Raw genomic sequence first — 16,346 nt, 5'->3', positions numbered from 1 at the left:
GGCTCTGTTGATAGCCGTTCCAACAGACAATTCCAGGCCTTGCAGCTTTGAACGCATGCACTTTTTCGTCTGGGTGAAAAATTCAGACACCGTGGTTGGGGTCGAGAAGGTCAGCGATACTGGCTGGTTGCGTTTAGGAACGGCCGCCATTTTTCCTGCACGCGTGGCCCTTGCGTTCTTGATCTGTTCTGATATCCTTTCTTAACCCGTTCCGAATAATGTTCCTCGGTATTTTCGGAGGGGATCGAGTTTTGCTTGTTGAGAATCTTTCAATCGGCCGAGTTGTCATGCATGAGGTATTCCAGAGGAAAGACGGGCCTAATGTAGTGCCACCATCCTACGGGAAGGAACTTGAAGTTCTAGACTCCAAGGCTCTTAGTCATTTTGGGATGCGTATCACCGAAGCGCTCTCTGCACAGTCCAAGAGCATAGAGATGCGGATAGTGAAGACCGACGACGCAAGCGTTGTTGGAACGGCTCGACGTCTTGTTCTCGCAGCCGACACCGATTTTCCCGATATCTCCAAGCACATGGCAGATGCTCTCGCTGACGCACAGAAATCACGAGGGATTCCCGGGGGAATGCTTCTAGTCTTCGATGGGAAAGTCGGTGCCGATGGAAAGCCCTTCGTAGGGGTGATCAAAGCGGAGATGCAGTCCGGCTTTCAACGCCGATTAGATGCCGCAAAAATTGTGACCGAATTTCTCGAGAACATCTTCCTGACGCCAGCCACGAGACTTTACAAGCTTGCCCTGTTCATTTCTGAAGATGTCGCCGTCACGGCAAGCACAAGTTGGCGATGCTTCGTATTTGACAGCAATATCACTGCCGCCCGCCGAGAGAACGCGGCCGTATATTTCTACGACGGCTTTCTTGGCTGCGCCTTTCCTGAGAACGGAAAATATGAAACCGCGAAGTTCTTCGACCTCACCAAGGAATTCGTTCGCACATCGATAAATGACCGAGATCTCCGAAGGGATCTGGGCGACGCGCTGTTCGCCTTCGTTAAGGTAGATCAAGCACCAACGTTCACCTCGCAACAGTTCGGCGAAGCGTATCTGCCACCCGAATTGCGCGACCCATTCAACAGGTTCCTCGAGGCCAAGAAATTCCCGACCGATAGAGCCGTGGTTCGGGATATTAGCGAGATGGGTGGTAGGCTGCGGCGCCGGAAGTACAAGTTTGGTCCAGACATCGAGTTCTCGGCGTCCCCGGACGCGATACGCAATGGCACCGTGACAATCGAGGATGTCCCGCCTGGCGATGTTTCCGATAGCGAGGCTGCAAGTTGGACCAGGATCACGGTCCGCAGGCCAGTCACCGAACAGCTATGACGACCGAGCTCGAGATCCTGCGGCGCTGGGAGGCGGAGCAGCAGTACTACGACGCCTGGGGCAGGTTCATCGTCCACGCGGTCATCGACGGGCTCTCGACCCAGGTGGAGGCGCCGGATCTGTTCTTGCGCCTTCCGGTTAAGCACAGGCTGAAGGAGAACAAGTCGCTTATCCAGAAGGCACTCTATCGCGGCAAGGGCTATGCAAGCCCGTATGATGATATCGAGGACAAGGTGGGAATCCGGTTCGTCGTGCTCACCTCAGACGAAATACCCATCGTCGAGAAGGCGATCACCGAATTCGGCGACAGATACTGGTTTTGGCAAAAGGCCCGGGACTTCGCCGAGGAGCGGGCCCGCAAGCCTTGGGAGTTCGGCTATCAGTCGGTCCACTACGTGGTTCGGGCCAAAGCGGGGGTAGTCTTCGAGGGCGTTCCTATACCGCTGGACATTCCGTGCGAGATCCAGGTCCGCACGCTGCTGCAACACGCCTTCAGCGAAGTCACCCACGATACGATCTATAAGCCGAGCGTCAAATCGACGCCTGAGATGATGCGGGCTGCGGCTAAGGCGATGGCGTTGATCGAAGCGACTGACGACTACTTCCGTCAAGTTGGCAACCTCATCGACGCATCGGTCAAGAGCGTCAAAGCATTGATCGACGCCTTATCCATGTACTACCGACACAAGATCGGCGTAGACGCGACTGTCACCACTTTCGACGGCGAGCTGATCGACGCGTACCTCCCACTGGCCGGCGAGAGTTCAATCGAAGACATCCTTCTTTGGCTGAACACCAAGGATTTCATCATGGGGCGCATCAAGGATCGGCTAGAGGACCAGACGCTATTCGCGTTGCCTACGATCTTGTTGCTCTACTTCGTGGTGGGCAATTTTCCGAGCATCGCCGCCTCGCCCGGTTTACTGACCGATGAGGAACTCGGGCCGATATACTCCGATCTTGGCTTGGCCCTCCCGCAGTAGACAACAAAGCACGAAAAGAGGTTGACTTGTGAAAACTCGTCGCTCAGCAGGGGAATTTGCGCTGGAGAAGCGGCTGATAAGTCGTGCATTTCCCCCTGAGAGGCGCTCCGCCCTAAGGAGTTTTCTAACACAAGTTCGCCGAGCGTGACGCTGACGAGTGGCCGCTATCTTGGTTCTCGAATTTGACTGCGAATGAGGGCTGTGAGATCGCCTGCGAACCGCAGCTTATCGCAAATGTCAGCCGAAACCGCCAGGCCGGCAACGGCCCCATTTTGCGGTTGGCACCGGCGAGACGTAGGTGGTCGACAGAGCTAACAATGGGATGGACGTTGTGAAATCCCCTGGCGGTTCGGGCTTCAGGCTACATAAGCGGCGGAACCATACGGGACAATACGGGAAGATTCTCGATTTGTGCCCGCGAAAAAATCAATAAAATCAATAGCTTGCACACATCCTCCGGGCCCACCATTAAACCTCTAATATCAGGTCCTTAGCGGAGATTAATTGCAGTTTGGATCGCCTAACGATCGCGGTGATGCAACTTGATGCAGCAGGAATCGTTACTCCGTTTTCGCCCAAAACGCCTCTGTCCGAGGCTTTCCTAAAAGGCCGAATTAGCTTCGACATTTCCGCGACTTAGTTTTCGCTTTCCGATGGCTGTTCGAGTTTGATGCGGACGTCATCGCGCCGCTTCTAGTTCGAGGCTTTCTCGGCCGTTTCAAAATAGCACCGACAGGTCATCCGGTCGCGTCGGCGGTGAGGAGATCGAGTAATTCCGCACGACCGGAGCGTCGTCGATCACCAGATGCAGCATGATGAATTGGCCAGCCTTTGAACGGGCCTACCTGCGCGCTCTTTGGGGAGAAGACGACTGTCTTTACGTCGTGCGATGCGGCGGCAGATCAGCGTCAGGCGCCCCCATGATGGGTCGGGTAGGCAGGAAGAGGAGAAGAAATTGAAGGCGTTCATCAACTGGCCCGCGTTTAACGAGCCGAGATCGCTAGCAGGGCTGCGTTCGATACAGAAGGTACCACAGGCCTTTACGATCGATGATATCGATCAACCTTCCAGCGACATGACGGCGAGGTGAAGCGCGCGAACGCCTTTCTTTATGATCGGTTCATGTCGACGTTGCGCGAGGACCGCCGTGTAGACGGGCTGATGCAGAGTTGGAGCTTCTTCGACGATGTAGGAGGGCCGTTCGGCGGCGAAGCGACGCGCATCGTCGGCGCGCATATAGCATGTACCGCCGGCCCGCCTGAGCATATTGTCCGCCAGCGTTTCCGAACCCATCGAAAGCCGGCACGCGGTCAGGTTTGGCAGCGCCTCCGCATGAGCCTTCTCGAGCGCCACGGTATAACCCGGACGGATGTAACTGTCGGGGCTTACGTCGCAAAGTCGGCGCGCAATGGTCGAGACCATCACATATTCCTCGACCATCAGCTGGTCATACGTGATCTCGGGCAGGTAGCGCGGAGCATAAACCACGGCAATATCGAGGTTTCCCAGACTCAGATCCGATATCATCTGCGGCGAATAATCGGATTCGACGTGGATCGAGGATCGGGGCAAGACTTGCAGCAGCATTTCGAGCCACCCTGGCAGGATCGAGCGGGTCATCCCGACCTGGGCAGCGACCCGTAGGCTGCCCTCGAACCTGTTGAAGGCGCGCACGTCGTGACGCGCCTGGGACCAGGTCGACAGCATCGAGCGCGCGTAAGCCTCGAACCGCCGTCCTGCCGCGGTCGGCTCAGCACCGGCGCGGCCGCGGTGGAAAAGCTCCGATCCAACGGCGGTTTCCAGATTCTTGATACGGGTGCTGACTGTCGACTGCGTCAGTCCGAGGCGCTCCGCGGAGCGGTTGAAGTTCCGCGATTCGATGATGTCCAGAAAGGTTTCTACCTGTTCCAGTTGCATGAGGCAGCCAATCGATTTTTACGATCGTATCCGCCCGATCATACGCTTGATCCAAACACTGACAAGGCGGAAGTTCGATTCAGGACCCAGTGGCGTCCAGCAGCGCCCGCATCATCAAAAGAGGAACAAGTGTTCATAGTCGATTGCGATTGCCACAACTACTGGTCCAGCGCGACGGTGCTGGAGCCCTACCTGTCCGGCGTCTGGAAAGACATGTTCATCGAAGGCGAGAAGACCGGGCCTGTCGGCGCCTTCCCGCACGGGCATCGCCCCTGGTTTCATCCGCAGGATTTCTCCCGCAAGGATGTGCGGCCGAAGGTCGAGGCGGACAATTATCTGATCATGAAGGAGAAGCACCTCGACAAATACAATATCGGAGTGGCAATCCTGACGGGCGACGAGCCCATTGAAGCTTCGACCCTGGCAAATCCCTATTACGCCAGCGCGCTGGTAAGCGCCTATAATGACTATCAGATCAATGAATGGCTGCCGAAAGACAGCCGCTTCATGGGGTCCATCGTCATCGCGCCGCAGGATCCACGCCTCGCGGCGGCGGAGATCCGGCGCCTCGGCGCGCATCCCCGGATGGCGCAAGTTCTGGCCTCCCAAGGCTCGGTGCGGCCTTATGGCGATCCGTTCTATCACCCGATCTTCGAAGCCTGCGCCGAGGTCGGCTTGCCGTTCGCCATACATCTTGGCGGGCATGGCGGCATCAACTGGAATGCCGTCGCGCCGGCGCCCACCACTTTCTTCTGGGAGACCCATGCGATCCTGCACATGTCGGCCATGTCGCATGTCGCGAGCATGATCGCGCATGGTGTGTTCGAGAAATGGCCGGATCTCTACTTTGTCATCATCGAGTGCGGCATCGCTTGGGTGCCGTCGGTGCTCTGGCGACTTGACGCCGACTACAAAGCGCTCCGCAAGGAGACGCCATGGCTGAAGATGCTGCCGTCGGAATATTGCCGGCGCAACATACGCTTCTCGACCCAACCGCTGGAGCAACCGTCGAACGTCAATCATCTCTGGGCAATTCTGGAGGCGATGGACGGAGAGAACACGCTGCTGTTTGCGTCCGACTACCCGCATTGGGATTACGATGACGTCAACACATTGCACATCCCGCCGGAATGGCGCGGCAAGGTGCTCGGCCAGAATGCGTTGGATGTCTATAAGCGCATCCCCCGCCCGCAAGCCGCGGCGGCAGCGTGACGAGAACCAAAATGGCTCAGAAGACGTATATTTGCCGCGCCGACGAGATCCAGGTCGGGACGCCATTCATCGCCAAGGTGCGCAGCCTGTCGATCGGCGTGTTCCGGATCGGCGATAGTTTCCATGCGCTGCTGAATGTTTGCCCCCACCGCGGCGCTCCGCTTTGCGAAGGGCCGCAATGCGGAACGACCGCTCCCGTCGAGGGACCCGAATTCATCTACCACCGCGAGAATGAAATCGTCCGCTGTGCCTGGCATGGGTGGGAATTCGACATCAAGTCGGGTGCGGCTCTGGTTAACCCGTCCGTTCGAGCGCGCACATTTCCAGTCACTGTCGAGGCCGGAGACATCTATGTCACCGCCTGAACATCCAGAGCCGACGGCGCGCCTTGGCAACCGGTTAGGCGCCGTTGCTCAAAACAGCCGCCTTATGTGCTTCATCGTTTTTGCTAATGCGGCACAATTTGGGATGGATTGCCTGCACGTTCCGCTAACGTGACGAATAGACTGAAAAAAATCAGCGCAACTCGACTGGGGAACACCATGAAACATCATCTTCTTGCACCGGCTCTTGGCATGCTGCTGCTTGCGCCGATCGCATCGGCGTCGGCTGCGGACGTCACCATGCCGGACCCGAATTACGCCACTGCGACGGCGGTCATGAACGTGATCAAGAACGCCGCCGAGCAGGAGCTCGGGCTCGATGTTTCCACCGTCACTACCACCGCCGTCCCGGTCATTTGGGAAGCGATGGACCGTAACAAGGGGGAGGTCGATATCTGGCCGGACGTCTGGCTCCCGAACCAGCAGGGCCTCGTCGACAAATACGTCAAGGGCGCGGGCACGGTAAAACTCGCGCAGAATGGCTACGAAGCCAAGCAAGGCTACTGCGTAACGCAGGTCACGGTCGACAAATACGGGATCAAGGACGTCGCGGATCTCGCCAACCCGGACAACGCCAAGATCTTCGATACCAATGGCGACGGCAAAGGCGAGATATGGATCGGCGCGTCAGGCTGGCAGTCGACCAACATCGAAAAGGTGCGGGCCCGCGACTATGGCTTCGCCGATTTCTTCGATCTGCAGGTGACCGACGAAGCGGTGGCTGCCGCCTCGCTTGACCGCGCCGCGAAGGCCGACAAGCCATGGGTCGGATACTGCTACGGTCCGCACCAGAATTTCGCCCGATACAAACTTGCCTTTCTTTCCGAACCGAAACACGACCCAGCCAAGTTCGTGATGCTGCAGCCGAGCGAGGATCCTCAATGGTTCGAGAAATCGAAAGTGTCGTCCGCTTATGCTGACACCACCGTGCACATTGCCTATGCTGCTTCGCTGGCGCAGCGGCAACCGGAGCTGACCGCCGCTCTGGATCGGATTACATTCAATCCGGACGACATCAGCAAATGGGCCTACGCAATCATCGTCGATAAGAAGCCGGCGGACGATGTGGCGAAGGATTGGATCAAAGCCCACCCCGATGAGGTGGCGAAGTGGTTCGGTCATTGAGGTTCAGAACTGTGATTGCAGGCTCTGAACGGGCCTGCATCGTCGTCCGGCCGCTCAAGTCCGTGATCGGGCGGGAGCTGTAGCGGTGGACGCGGCCTCGGTCAGCGCATCGGGCGGAGCCGGCTTGCCGGCCCGCGCAGACGCGGCAACCGACGCTGCCGCCATCATCATGAAGGGCGTCTGGAAAATCTTTGGCGCCAGCGCGCCGGAGGCGATGGCGGCGATTCTGCGCGACGGCCTCGACAAGGACGAAGCCGCCAGGCGCTTCGGCTGTGTCGTGGGCGTGGCCGATGTCAACATCGCGGTTCGGCCGGGCGAAATCTTCTGCGTCATGGGCCTGTCGGGCAGTGGCAAATCGACATTGATCCGCCATATAAACCGCCTGCTCGAGCCGTCCGCCGGCGAGATTTTCGTCGATGGCGAAAACGTCATGGCCAAGTCGCCCGATGAGTTGAGGGCATTGCGGTCCCGCAAGATAGCCATGGTGTTCCAGAGCTTCGGTCTGCTTCCGCATCGGACCGTGCGCGACAACGTCGCGCTTCCGCTGGAGATCCAAGCTGCAAACAAACAGCGGAGATTCGATGCCGCCGAGGCGGCGCTTTCCAAGGTGAACCTGTCGGGCTGGGGGGACCGCTACTGTCACGAACTATCGGGCGGCATGCAGCAGCGCGTCGGACTCGCCCGCGCCTTGGCTGCCGATCCGGCGATCCTGCTGATGGATGAGCCGTTCAGCGCGCTCGATCCGCTGATCAGGCGGCAGCTGCAGGACGAGTTCCTGGCCCTTTCGCGCTCGATGGGCAAGACGGTGATCTTCATAACCCATGATCTGGACGAGGCGATCCGGATCGGCGATCGCATCGCGATCATGAAAGACGGCGTCATCGTCCAGACAGACACGCCGGAGGAGATCGTCACATCGCCGAAGCATGACTATGTTGCGAAATTCGTCGCCGACATTTCGCGCCTGAAGGTGATCACCGCCGGGCGCATCATGGAGCCGGTCGAGAATTTCAGAAGCCGTCATCGTCCAGAGCTGGATGTCGAGCGGTTGCGCAGGGTCGGTTCCCGAGAACCGCTCGCCGAACTCGTCGAACTCGCGGCACAGGATGCCGCACCGCTCGCTGTGACGGATACCGGTGGGTCTGTCGTCGGTGTCATTGACAGGCAGATCCTGCTCGACGGTTTGCGAAAGGGCGAGGCCCGTGAACGCCCATGATTCGGTCGCCATGCGGTCGATAGAATACGCTCAACCGGTAGAGGACGGGCTCGTCCGGGAATTCGTCGTCCGCAACCCTGCTTATTACGCCCAGGTGTTCGCCCGCATTCGGCGGGCTTCCGGTCCCGTCTGGCCGTTCAACCTGGCGGCCGCGCTGCTTGGGCCGGTGTGGGCCGCGGCCCGAGGCCTCACGTTGCTGTTCTGGCTCACCTTCTTCCTGGAGACGCTTGCGGTGGTTCAGATCGGCGTCGGTGCGGCGGGTAACCTCGGCGCGGCCGAGCAAGCACGAGCCGAGCGCGTCACCAAGCAGGCACAGGCGCGCGCCGAACAGGCGAGGGCCGCCGAGGCGGCGGGGGCGGACAATGCGACAGGACTGAAATCATCAGCGGCCGCTCTGGAGAAAGCTGCCAACAACGCCAGGCTGCAGGCTGAGGCGGCAAAGGCAAAGGCGCCGCGTGTGATTGTGTCCGGCGTCGTCACTTTGCTCCTCGCCAGGCTGATCGCTGGTTTCCTGGCCAATCGGATGCTCGAGCGACGCTTCGCGCGCTGGCGTTCGAAGCCGACGCTTCAGCGCGGGCTCAACTACCCGCTGGCGCTATGCGCTCTTGCCTTCTGTGTCGCGGCTTACGGGCTTTCGGCTTATCGCTTCGCCGCACCGACACCAGCCGTCTGGCTGACCGCTGCGCCCTCGAACCGCGAGTGGCAGGCCGCCTTGTCATCGTGGCTGGACAGCCTGATGGGGGCGATATCGCATCTCGGTGACGGCTTCTTTGGCGGCACCACGGGCGCAATATCGTTGGTGCTCGACGGCTTGGCCTATGGGCTGACGGGTATGCCCTGGCCAGTGACTATGGCGATCATTCTCGCCCTTGCCTGGCAACTGGCCGGGCCACGCGTCGCCATCTTCACCGCCGCTGCGCTCGCCTATCTTGCCGTGCTCGGGTTTTGGGAAAAGAGCCTGGAAACGGTCGCCCTGCTGGGAACATCGGCCATTCTCTGCCTCGCGATCGGAATCCCGCTTGGGATATGGTGCGGACGCCGGCCGCGCGTCTACGCCGCCGTGCGGCCGGTGCTCGACTTCATGCAAACCATGCCGGCATTCGTCTATCTGATCCCGGTGATCGCGCTGTTCGGCATCGGCAAGCCGCCGGGCGTCATCGCGACGCTGATTTTCGGCACGCCGCCGGTCGTGCGCTTGACCGCGCTCGGCCTGCAGGGCGTCTCGCCGGCCATAAGAGAGGCCGCGCAAGCCTACGGCGCTACGAGATGGTTCCTCTTGACGCGGGTCGACCTCCCGCTTGCAATGCCTTCTATCATGGCCGGCATAAACCAGACGATTCTCATGTGCCTTTCGATGGTGGTCATCGCTTCCCTGATCGGCGCCAAGGGACTAGGAGAAGATGTCCTCAACGCCCTTCAATATGCCGCCGTCGGGCAGGGACTGCTCGCGGGCTTCGCTATTCTTCTCTGCGCCATGATAATCGACCGTATCGTGCAGGGAAGAACTAAGTAGATGCCCGGTTTGGGCCGATGCTCTCAGGGAGTTTGCGCCGACCAAACCCGGAACCAGGCGCCGCCGGCCGGCCCGAATGTTAAATAGCGATTGCCTGCCGCTCAGAAATAATCCTGGTCGGGCATGCTCTCCTTGCGCCTGGCAATGAAGGCCCGCAATTCTTCGTCGATCGCGGGATCGAGGCCGGGGTCCGCATAATCGCTCAAAAGCTTCTTCCACTGGCGATTGGCGCGCTGAGCGGCGTCCAGTCCGCCTTCGGAACTCCACTGCTCGAACGAATTGTTGTCGCTGATCGTCGAGCGGTAGAAGGCCGACAGGAAATTCGACTGCGTGTGGGCGCTGCCGAGGAAATGCGACCCCGGCCCGACTTCCTCGATGGCATCCATCGCCTGCGCATTCACCGACAGGTCGATGCCCTCGAACAGGCTCATCACCTTGCCGCACAGGTCGGCGTCGATGATGGTCTTTTCGAAGCCGGTGACGAGCCCTCCCTCCAGCCATCCCGTCGCGTGGTTGATGACGTTGGCGCCGGCGAGAAGCGACATCAGCAGGCCCCAGGTCCCTTCCTGCTCCGCCTGCGCGTCGGGCAGCTTGGATGCCGAGAGCGTGCCGACGGTATGGAACGGAACACCAACCCTCCGCGCCAGCTGGCCGGCCGCCAGAACCATCTTTGCCGCCTCCGGCGTGCCGAAGGTCGGTGCGCCGCTCTGCATGGAGATGGTGCTGGCGAAGCTCCCCATCAGGCAGGGCGCTCCCGGATTGATGAGCTGGACAAGAGCAAGACACGCAAGCGCCTCGGCCAGCACTTGCGCCAGCGTGCCGGCGACGGTGCAGGGGCTCATAGCGCCGGCCAGCGTCCATGGCGTGCAGGCGACCGGCTGGTTGTTGCGCGCATAGACCTTGAGCGACCCCGACATGTTGGCATCTAACACCAGCGGCGCGTTGGTGTTGCTGACGTTGTAGAGCACGGCATTGTTTGCAACGAACGCCTCGCCGAAAACGATCTTGGCGATGTCGACCGCGTCCTGCGCCCGCATGGAGCCGATGAACGCTCCCATGAAAGGCCGGTCGGAATAGCGCACATGCGTGTAGAGCATGTCGAGATGGCGCTTGTTCGCCGGAAGATCGACCGGTTCACAGACCACGCCGCCGGAATGATGCAGGTAGGGGATCATTTGATGGATCCGCACCAGGTCGCGGAAGTCGTTCAGCGTCGCATAGCGACGGCCGCGGTCGAGATCATGCACGAAAGGCGGGCCCCACGATGGGCAAAGCACCGTGTTGTCGGCGCCGATCACGACGGTGTTGGCCGGGTTGCGGGCATGCTGCTTGAATTGCTTGGGCGCCGTCGCCTGGATAAGCTTGCGGCACATGCCGGGCTCAAAGCGCACGCGCGTTCCCTTCACATCGGCTCCGGCGACGCGGAAGAGATCGAGGATTTCCGGGTCGTCATGGAACTCCATGCCGACCTCCTTGAGCAGGCGGTCGGCATTGGCCTCGATCAGGCTGAGCCCCTCCTCATCGAGGATGTTGAACGTGCCGATCCTGCGGCAGAGATACGGGCGGCGCGGTTCCTGCGCGCCGCGTTGCACGAGGCGCGCGGCGCGGCCACGGGAGCGCGCTGGGGATGCGGCTTCGGCAGGTGTGACGACATCTTGCATGTGTGCCTCCAGACGTTCAGGCGGATGCGGCGGGCTGCAGCCCGCGCAACCGCAGATTTCGCGGATCGTATGGGGCTTCCTGCAGTTCGCGCGCCGCGAGCTCCTTGCCCAGGATAGAGATGCCGAACTCGCGTTCAGAGATCCCCGGCCTGAGATAGGCGAGCGCCAGCACCTTGTTGGTACGGAAGCCGTAACCGCCGCTGGTGACGACGCCGACCGGCCGCCCCTCATGCAGGACGGCGTGACTGTAGAACGGGAGCCGTTCGCCATCGTCCTCGATCTGCAGCAGCGCCATGCGCCAGGGGCGTGCCTTCTGGCGTTCGAGCATCGCCTCGCGGCCGATGAAGAAACGACCGTCCGCCTTGACCAGGGCGCTCAGTCCGGACTCGAGCGGCGTGCGCTCGGTCGTGAGGTCCGCGCCCCAGCCGCGATAGCCCTTCTCCAGCCGCATGAAATTCAAGGCATACACGCCGAAGGGACGCAGGCCATGCTTCGCGCCCGCCTTGACGATCATCTCGTAGAGCCGCCGGAACTGCGCGAGCTGGACATGCACTTCCCATCCCGGCTCGCCTGCGTAGGACACCCGAAGCGCCGTCACCTTGATGCCCGCGATCCTGATCGTCTGCCCCGATAGCCAAGGGAAAGCCGCGTTCGAGAGATCGATCTCGCTGATCGCCTGCAGAATCTCGGCCGCTTTCGGGCCCATGATGCCCAGCACACCGCGCCTCTCGGTGATGTTCTCGACAACGACACCGGGAAAAGACGCCGACCGGGCGCGAAGCAGGTCTTCGTCATGCCGTTCGGCCAGAGCCGCGCTGGTCAGATAGAAACGGTGTTGCTCGAGCCGCGTGACCGTGAACTCGGACGCGACACCGCCTTTCTCCGTCAGAACGTGGATGAGACCGATGCGGCCGAGGCGCGATGGCGGCGTGTTGGCGCCCAATGAGGCCATGAAGGCTTCGGCGCCCGGCCCGCTGACCTCGAATTTCGAGAGGGCCGAAAGATCGATGACGCCCGCGCTGTCACGGACGGCAAGGCATTCCCCCTTTACGGCACCCAGCCAGCCCGGGCGTTTGAAGGTCAGCGGCGGATCGCGATCAATGCCCGCTGTCGCGAACCAGTTGGGCCGCTCCCAGCCGTAGGCGGCGCCGAGCACCGCACCTTGCGACAACTGGATATCGAGCGCCGGCGTGGTGCGGCGCGGGCGCCCCGCCTCACGTTCCTCGTAAGGGTAATGGACGCCGAATTGCAGGCCGAAACATTCCACCGCCTTGTCGACACGGTAATCACGATCGGCATAGTTGCCGAAGCGCCGGGGATCGATGGCCAGGGCATCGCGCGGCGGCTCGCCGTCGACGATCCAATCGGCGAGGAAGGCACCGGTGCCGCCGCCTTCCATAACGCCCATGCTGGATCCTGTGAGAAGCCAGCCGTTCTTGAGGCCGAACGCGGGGCCTACGAGCGGATTGGCGTCCGGCGTGAAGGTGATCGGGCCATTGACCACGGTCTTGATGCCGGCACTGGCGAGTGCCGGCACACGCTCCATCGCTAACGCGATGATATGCTCGACGCGATCGAGATCCGGCGGCAGCAGTTCCATGCCGAATTCAGGCGGCACGCCGTCGATCGCCCAGGGATGCGCCGCCTTTTCGTAGGGCCCGACGATATAGCCATCCCGCTCCTGCCGCAGGTACCAGCTTTCCTCCGGATCGCGGATGATGGGCAGTTCCTTCTCGCCGGCCGCGACGCGCGCGGCAATTTCGGGCACGGTATCGGTGACGACATATTGATGCAGCATCGGCACCACCGGCAGGTCGATGCCCATCATCGTGCCGACCTCGCGGCACCAGGTGCCGGCGGCGTTCACCAGATGCTCCGCCCGGATATCGCCTTGCGCGGTGCGGACCAGCCATTCGCCCGAACCGGTGCGCTCCATCGACAGCACAGGATTGTGCCGGACGATCTCGGCGCCGCGCGAACGCGCGCCCGCAGCCATCGCGTTGGTGGCCAACGTCGGATCGACATGGCCGTCATGCGGCTCATGTAAGGCCCCCAGTATGCCGTCGGTTTCGCAGAGCGGGTATATGTTCTTCAGCTCGCCCGGCGTCAGGATGTTGAAGTCGTGGCCGACGAACCGGCCAAGGCCCTGCACATGACGAAACTCGGCCATCCGCTCCGGGGAGCGTGTCACGCGCAGCGCGCCGCTTGCATGGAAGCCGGTCGGCAGGCCGGTTTCGGCCGTCAGGACCTCGCGGTAGAGCCGCACGGAATGAGCGCGCATCTCCATGATCGTAGCGTTGTGGGCGAAGTGTGTGCAAAGCCCGGCGGCGTGCCAGGTCGAGCCCGCGGTGAGTTCCTGCCGCTCGACAAGCATCGCGTCGTTCCAGCCGCGCTTGGCGAGATGATAGAGAAGGGAAACCCCCATGGCGCCGCCGCCGATCACGACGACGCGGGCATGCTGTCTCATAATGTCTCCTGTTGGCCGCGCATTCTGCCGCCGGTTGGATCGTAGGGTGGTTTTTCGAGAAGCCTGAGGCCGAAGCGCTGTCCGGCGACCGCGATCTCATAAGCAGAAGCGGCGAGCTGCTGTTTCGTTTCGCCCGGATCGCAGGCGACGTAGCCGAGGCAGAGGCTCAATCCGGTGCGAAAACCGAAGCCGCCCGAAGTGGTGAGCCCGGCAAACTTGCCGTCCCGATAGATGGGCTCGTCATGCAGCAGAAGCGGATTGGCGGCATCGACGGCGAAATGCAGCAGGCGGCGTCCAAAGCCCCTCGCCCTGCGCGTTTCGAGGGCTTCACGGCCGATGAACCCGCCCTTCGTCCACGAGACAGCAAAACCCAATCCCGCCTCGATCGGCGTCTCCTTCGGCCCGACATCATGGCCCCAATGCCGATAGCCTTTTTCCAACCGGCAACCATCCAGCGCGTAGTGGCCGCAAAAGACCGCGTCATGCGCCTTGCCGGCTTCCCGGATGGTCGACAGCAGGTTTTCAGCGCATTCGGCGGGAACATAAAGCTCGTAGCCAAGCTCGCCGACGAAGCTGACCCGTGTGGCCCGCACATCGACCATGCCGACGTCGATGCGTCGTGAGGTCGAGAAGGGAAAGGCCGCTTCCGACAAGTCCGCGTCCGTCAGTTGCTGCAGCAATTCGCGGGAACGCGGCCCCATGACGCCGAGGACCGCTTCGGCCGAGGTGGCGTCGAACACCGAGGCGTCGAGCCCGAGATCGCTGGCATGCCTGGCGACCCACGCGAAATCCTTCTGGCGGGTCGCCGCGCCGGAGACGATCCGGAAAGCCGCCTCTCCGCAGCGCGTGATCGTGACATCGGCCTCGATCCCGCCATGCCGGTTGAGCATTTGCGTGTAGACCGCTCTGCCCTCCGCGACGTCGACATCGTTGGCCGCGAGCTGTTGCAGCAATTTCACCGCGTCGCGTCCGCTGACATCGAGCTTGGTGAACGGGGAAAGCTCGAACAGTCCGATGCCGTTTGCCATGGCGACCGCCTCGCGTTCAGCCGCCGGCCACCAATGCTGCCTGCCGAACGTATATCGCGGCTCACGCTCGGCTTCATTGCGGGCATACCAGAGCGGCCGCTCCCAGCCGGTCGGAGCACCGAACACCGCCCCTGCTTCGCCGAGCATGTCGTGCCACACTGAACGGCGCAGGCCACGGCCGGCTTCGGACTGTTTATACGGCCAATGCATGCGGAAGAGGTCGGCTACCGATTCCTCCATGCGCGCCTGCACGAAGCCGCGCGACGCGGCGCTGCGGTCGAAACGCGCGATATCGAGCGGCCACAGATCGAGACCCGGCTCACCGTCGACGATCCATTCGGCCATCGCCTTGCCGGCGCCGGCCGACGACATCATGCCCGTCGAGTTGAAACCGGCGGCGACGAAGAAGCCGCGGAGGTAAGGCGATTCGCCCATCAGCGGCTGGGTGTCCGGGGTGAAACTCTCCGGTCCGTTCATGAAGTGGCGGATGCCTGTTTCGGCAAGCGCCGGAAAGAGCCGCAGCCCGGCCGACATGAAGGGTTCGAACTGGTCCCAGTCTTCCGGCAATTCGAGAAAAGGCCTGTCGCCGACCGGGCCGGTGACGTCGAGGGCCTTGGCATTCGGCTCGAAGCCGCCGAGCACCAGCTTGCCGGAATCGCCCTTGACGTAGATGCCCTCGTCCAGGTCGCGCACGATCGGGAAAGGATTGGGCAGCCCGGCGACCGGTTCTGTCACCACATACATGTGCTCGGCCGCCTGCAGCGGCACCGGCACGCCAGCCATGGCGCCGATCTGCCTTGCCCAGGCGCCGGCGCAGTTCACCGCGACCTCGCAGCGGATCGCCAAGCCCGAGGCGAGCTTGACGCCGGCGACGCGGCCTTTCTCGATCACGAAGCCGCGGCAGGCCGTTCCTTCCAGGATCCGGATGCCGGCGGCGCGTGCCCGCTTGGCGTAGGCCGCGCAGATATCGACGGGATTGGCCTGCCCGTCTTCCTCGACCCAGAGCGCCTCCGCGAGCCCGTCCAGCGCGATTCCTGGAACCCGTGCCCCGACGACATCCGCTCCGACGATCTCCACCCGAAGGCCGCAGACGTCCCCCATATGCGCGATCCGTCTGAGCTCGCTCATCCGCTCTTCCCGGCGCGCCAGCCAGACGCCTCCGGTTTGCCGGTAACCTGAGGTCTGGCCAGTCAACGCTTCGAGCTTCGGGAACAGTTCGGTCGCGTATTGCGCCAGGCGCGTCAGGTTGAGCGTTGCCCTGAGCGGCCCCACGATCCCGGCCGCGTGCCAGGAGGTGCCGCTCGTCAACTGGTTGCGCTCGATGAGAACGACATCGGTGGCGCCGAGCTCGGCCAGATGATAGGCGACGCTCAAGCCGATCACGCCGCCGCCTATGATTACGATCCGAGCGTTTTCCTGCACCGATACGACATCCTTGCGGTCGAGACGGGCGATCTTTCCCGCCAAGCAGGCTTGCGCTCAATGGGATTTCTGCAACATTAGGAAA

The 16,346-nt window shown here is 61.7% G+C and carries 11 protein-coding genes; 7 read left to right on the top strand and 4 right to left on the bottom strand.

Going from position 1 to position 16,346, the window contains the following annotated elements:
- The first annotated feature begins 287 nt into the window (after window positions 1–287).
- Window positions 288–1,334 carry a nucleoid-associated protein gene (locus ACVMIM_RS27760; RefSeq protein ID WP_476115790.1) on the top strand — a complete coding sequence of 349 codons (1,047 nt, stop codon included), beginning with the start codon at window positions 288–290 and terminating at the stop codon, window positions 1,332–1,334.
- Window positions 1,331–2,317 carry a GTP pyrophosphokinase gene (locus tag ACVMIM_RS27755; protein ID WP_040988223.1) on the top strand — a complete coding sequence of 329 codons (987 nt, stop codon included), beginning with the start codon at window positions 1,331–1,333 and terminating at the stop codon, window positions 2,315–2,317. The genes ACVMIM_RS27760 and ACVMIM_RS27755 overlap by 4 nt, the downstream gene beginning before the upstream one ends.
- Window positions 2,318–3,376: 1,059 nt before the next feature.
- On the opposite strand, the gene ACVMIM_RS27750 is transcribed toward ACVMIM_RS27755, so the two are convergent.
- Window positions 3,377–4,234 carry a LysR family transcriptional regulator gene (locus ACVMIM_RS27750; protein WP_476115789.1) on the bottom strand — a complete coding sequence of 286 codons (858 nt, stop codon included), beginning with the start codon at window positions 4,232–4,234 and terminating at the stop codon, window positions 3,377–3,379.
- A gap of 129 nt (window positions 4,235–4,363) precedes the next feature.
- On the opposite strand from ACVMIM_RS27750, the gene ACVMIM_RS27745 reads away from it, so the two are divergent.
- From ACVMIM_RS27745 to ACVMIM_RS27725, 5 genes are all read left to right on the top strand, one after another.
- Window positions 4,364–5,446, top strand: a complete 1,083-nt coding sequence (locus ACVMIM_RS27745) for an amidohydrolase family protein (protein WP_476115787.1) — start codon at window positions 4,364–4,366, stop codon at window positions 5,444–5,446.
- Between the two features lie 11 nt (window positions 5,447–5,457).
- The gene (locus ACVMIM_RS27740) at window positions 5,458–5,811 is read left to right on the top strand and encodes a Rieske (2Fe-2S) protein (protein WP_278050299.1); all 354 of its coding nucleotides are present in this window, start codon (window positions 5,458–5,460) and stop codon (window positions 5,809–5,811) included.
- 108 nt (window positions 5,812–5,919) lie between these two features.
- Window positions 5,920–6,954: an ABC transporter substrate-binding protein gene (locus ACVMIM_RS27735; protein ID WP_476115786.1), complete on the top strand. Its 1,035-nt coding sequence runs from the start codon at window positions 5,920–5,922 to the stop codon at window positions 6,952–6,954.
- A 169-nt stretch (window positions 6,955–7,123) separates the two neighbouring features.
- A complete protein-coding gene (locus ACVMIM_RS27730; protein WP_476117391.1) occupies window positions 7,124–8,170 on the top strand; it encodes a quaternary amine ABC transporter ATP-binding protein in 1,047 nt (348 codons plus the stop codon).
- Window positions 8,157–9,683, top strand: a complete 1,527-nt coding sequence (locus ACVMIM_RS27725; protein ID WP_476115784.1) for an ABC transporter permease — start codon at window positions 8,157–8,159, stop codon at window positions 9,681–9,683. The genes ACVMIM_RS27730 and ACVMIM_RS27725 overlap by 14 nt, the downstream gene beginning before the upstream one ends.
- Window positions 9,684–9,784: 101 nt before the next feature.
- Here ACVMIM_RS27725 and ACVMIM_RS27720 read toward each other — a convergent pair whose 3' ends face one another.
- Genes ACVMIM_RS27720 through ACVMIM_RS27710 form a run of 3 tightly spaced genes read right to left on the bottom strand, consistent with a single transcriptional unit; the run spans window position 9,785 to window position 16,306 of the window.
- Window positions 9,785–11,344 (bottom strand): trimethylamine methyltransferase family protein, encoded by a 1,560-nt coding sequence (locus tag ACVMIM_RS27720; protein WP_476115783.1) that lies wholly within the window; start codon window positions 11,342–11,344, stop codon window positions 9,785–9,787.
- Window positions 11,345–11,360: 16 nt separating this feature from the next.
- On the bottom strand, window positions 11,361–13,811 hold the full coding sequence (locus tag ACVMIM_RS27715) for a GcvT family protein (protein ID WP_476115781.1): 2,451 nt from the start codon (window positions 13,809–13,811) through the stop codon (window positions 11,361–11,363).
- Window positions 13,808–16,306 (bottom strand): GcvT family protein, encoded by a 2,499-nt coding sequence (locus ACVMIM_RS27710; protein ID WP_476115779.1) that lies wholly within the window; start codon window positions 16,304–16,306, stop codon window positions 13,808–13,810. The genes ACVMIM_RS27715 and ACVMIM_RS27710 overlap by 4 nt, the downstream gene beginning before the upstream one ends.
- Window positions 16,307–16,346 lie beyond the last annotated feature (40 nt).

This window comes from Mesorhizobium sp. USDA 4413 (genome assembly GCF_056280365.1).
Note: the sequence above shows the minus strand (reverse complement) of the source record. Positions and strands in the feature narration are given on the sequence as shown.

Coding starts and splice junctions, on each gene's coding strand:
- ACVMIM_RS27760 (WP_476115790.1), top strand. CDS start 288: ATGCATGAGGTATTCCAGAGGAAAGACGGGCCTAATGTAGTGCCACCA.
- ACVMIM_RS27755 (WP_040988223.1), top strand. CDS start 1,331: ATGACGACCGAGCTCGAGATCCTGCGGCGCTGGGAGGCGGAGCAGCAG.
- ACVMIM_RS27750 (WP_476115789.1), bottom strand. CDS start 4,234: ATGCAACTGGAACAGGTAGAAACCTTTCTGGACATCATCGAATCGCGG.
- ACVMIM_RS27740 (WP_278050299.1), top strand. CDS start 5,458: ATGGCTCAGAAGACGTATATTTGCCGCGCCGACGAGATCCAGGTCGGG.
- ACVMIM_RS27730 (WP_476117391.1), top strand. CDS start 7,124: ATGAAGGGCGTCTGGAAAATCTTTGGCGCCAGCGCGCCGGAGGCGATG.
- ACVMIM_RS27720 (WP_476115783.1), bottom strand. CDS start 11,344: ATGCAAGATGTCGTCACACCTGCCGAAGCCGCATCCCCAGCGCGCTCC.
- ACVMIM_RS27715 (WP_476115781.1), bottom strand. CDS start 13,811: ATGAGACAGCATGCCCGCGTCGTCGTGATCGGCGGCGGCGCCATGGGG.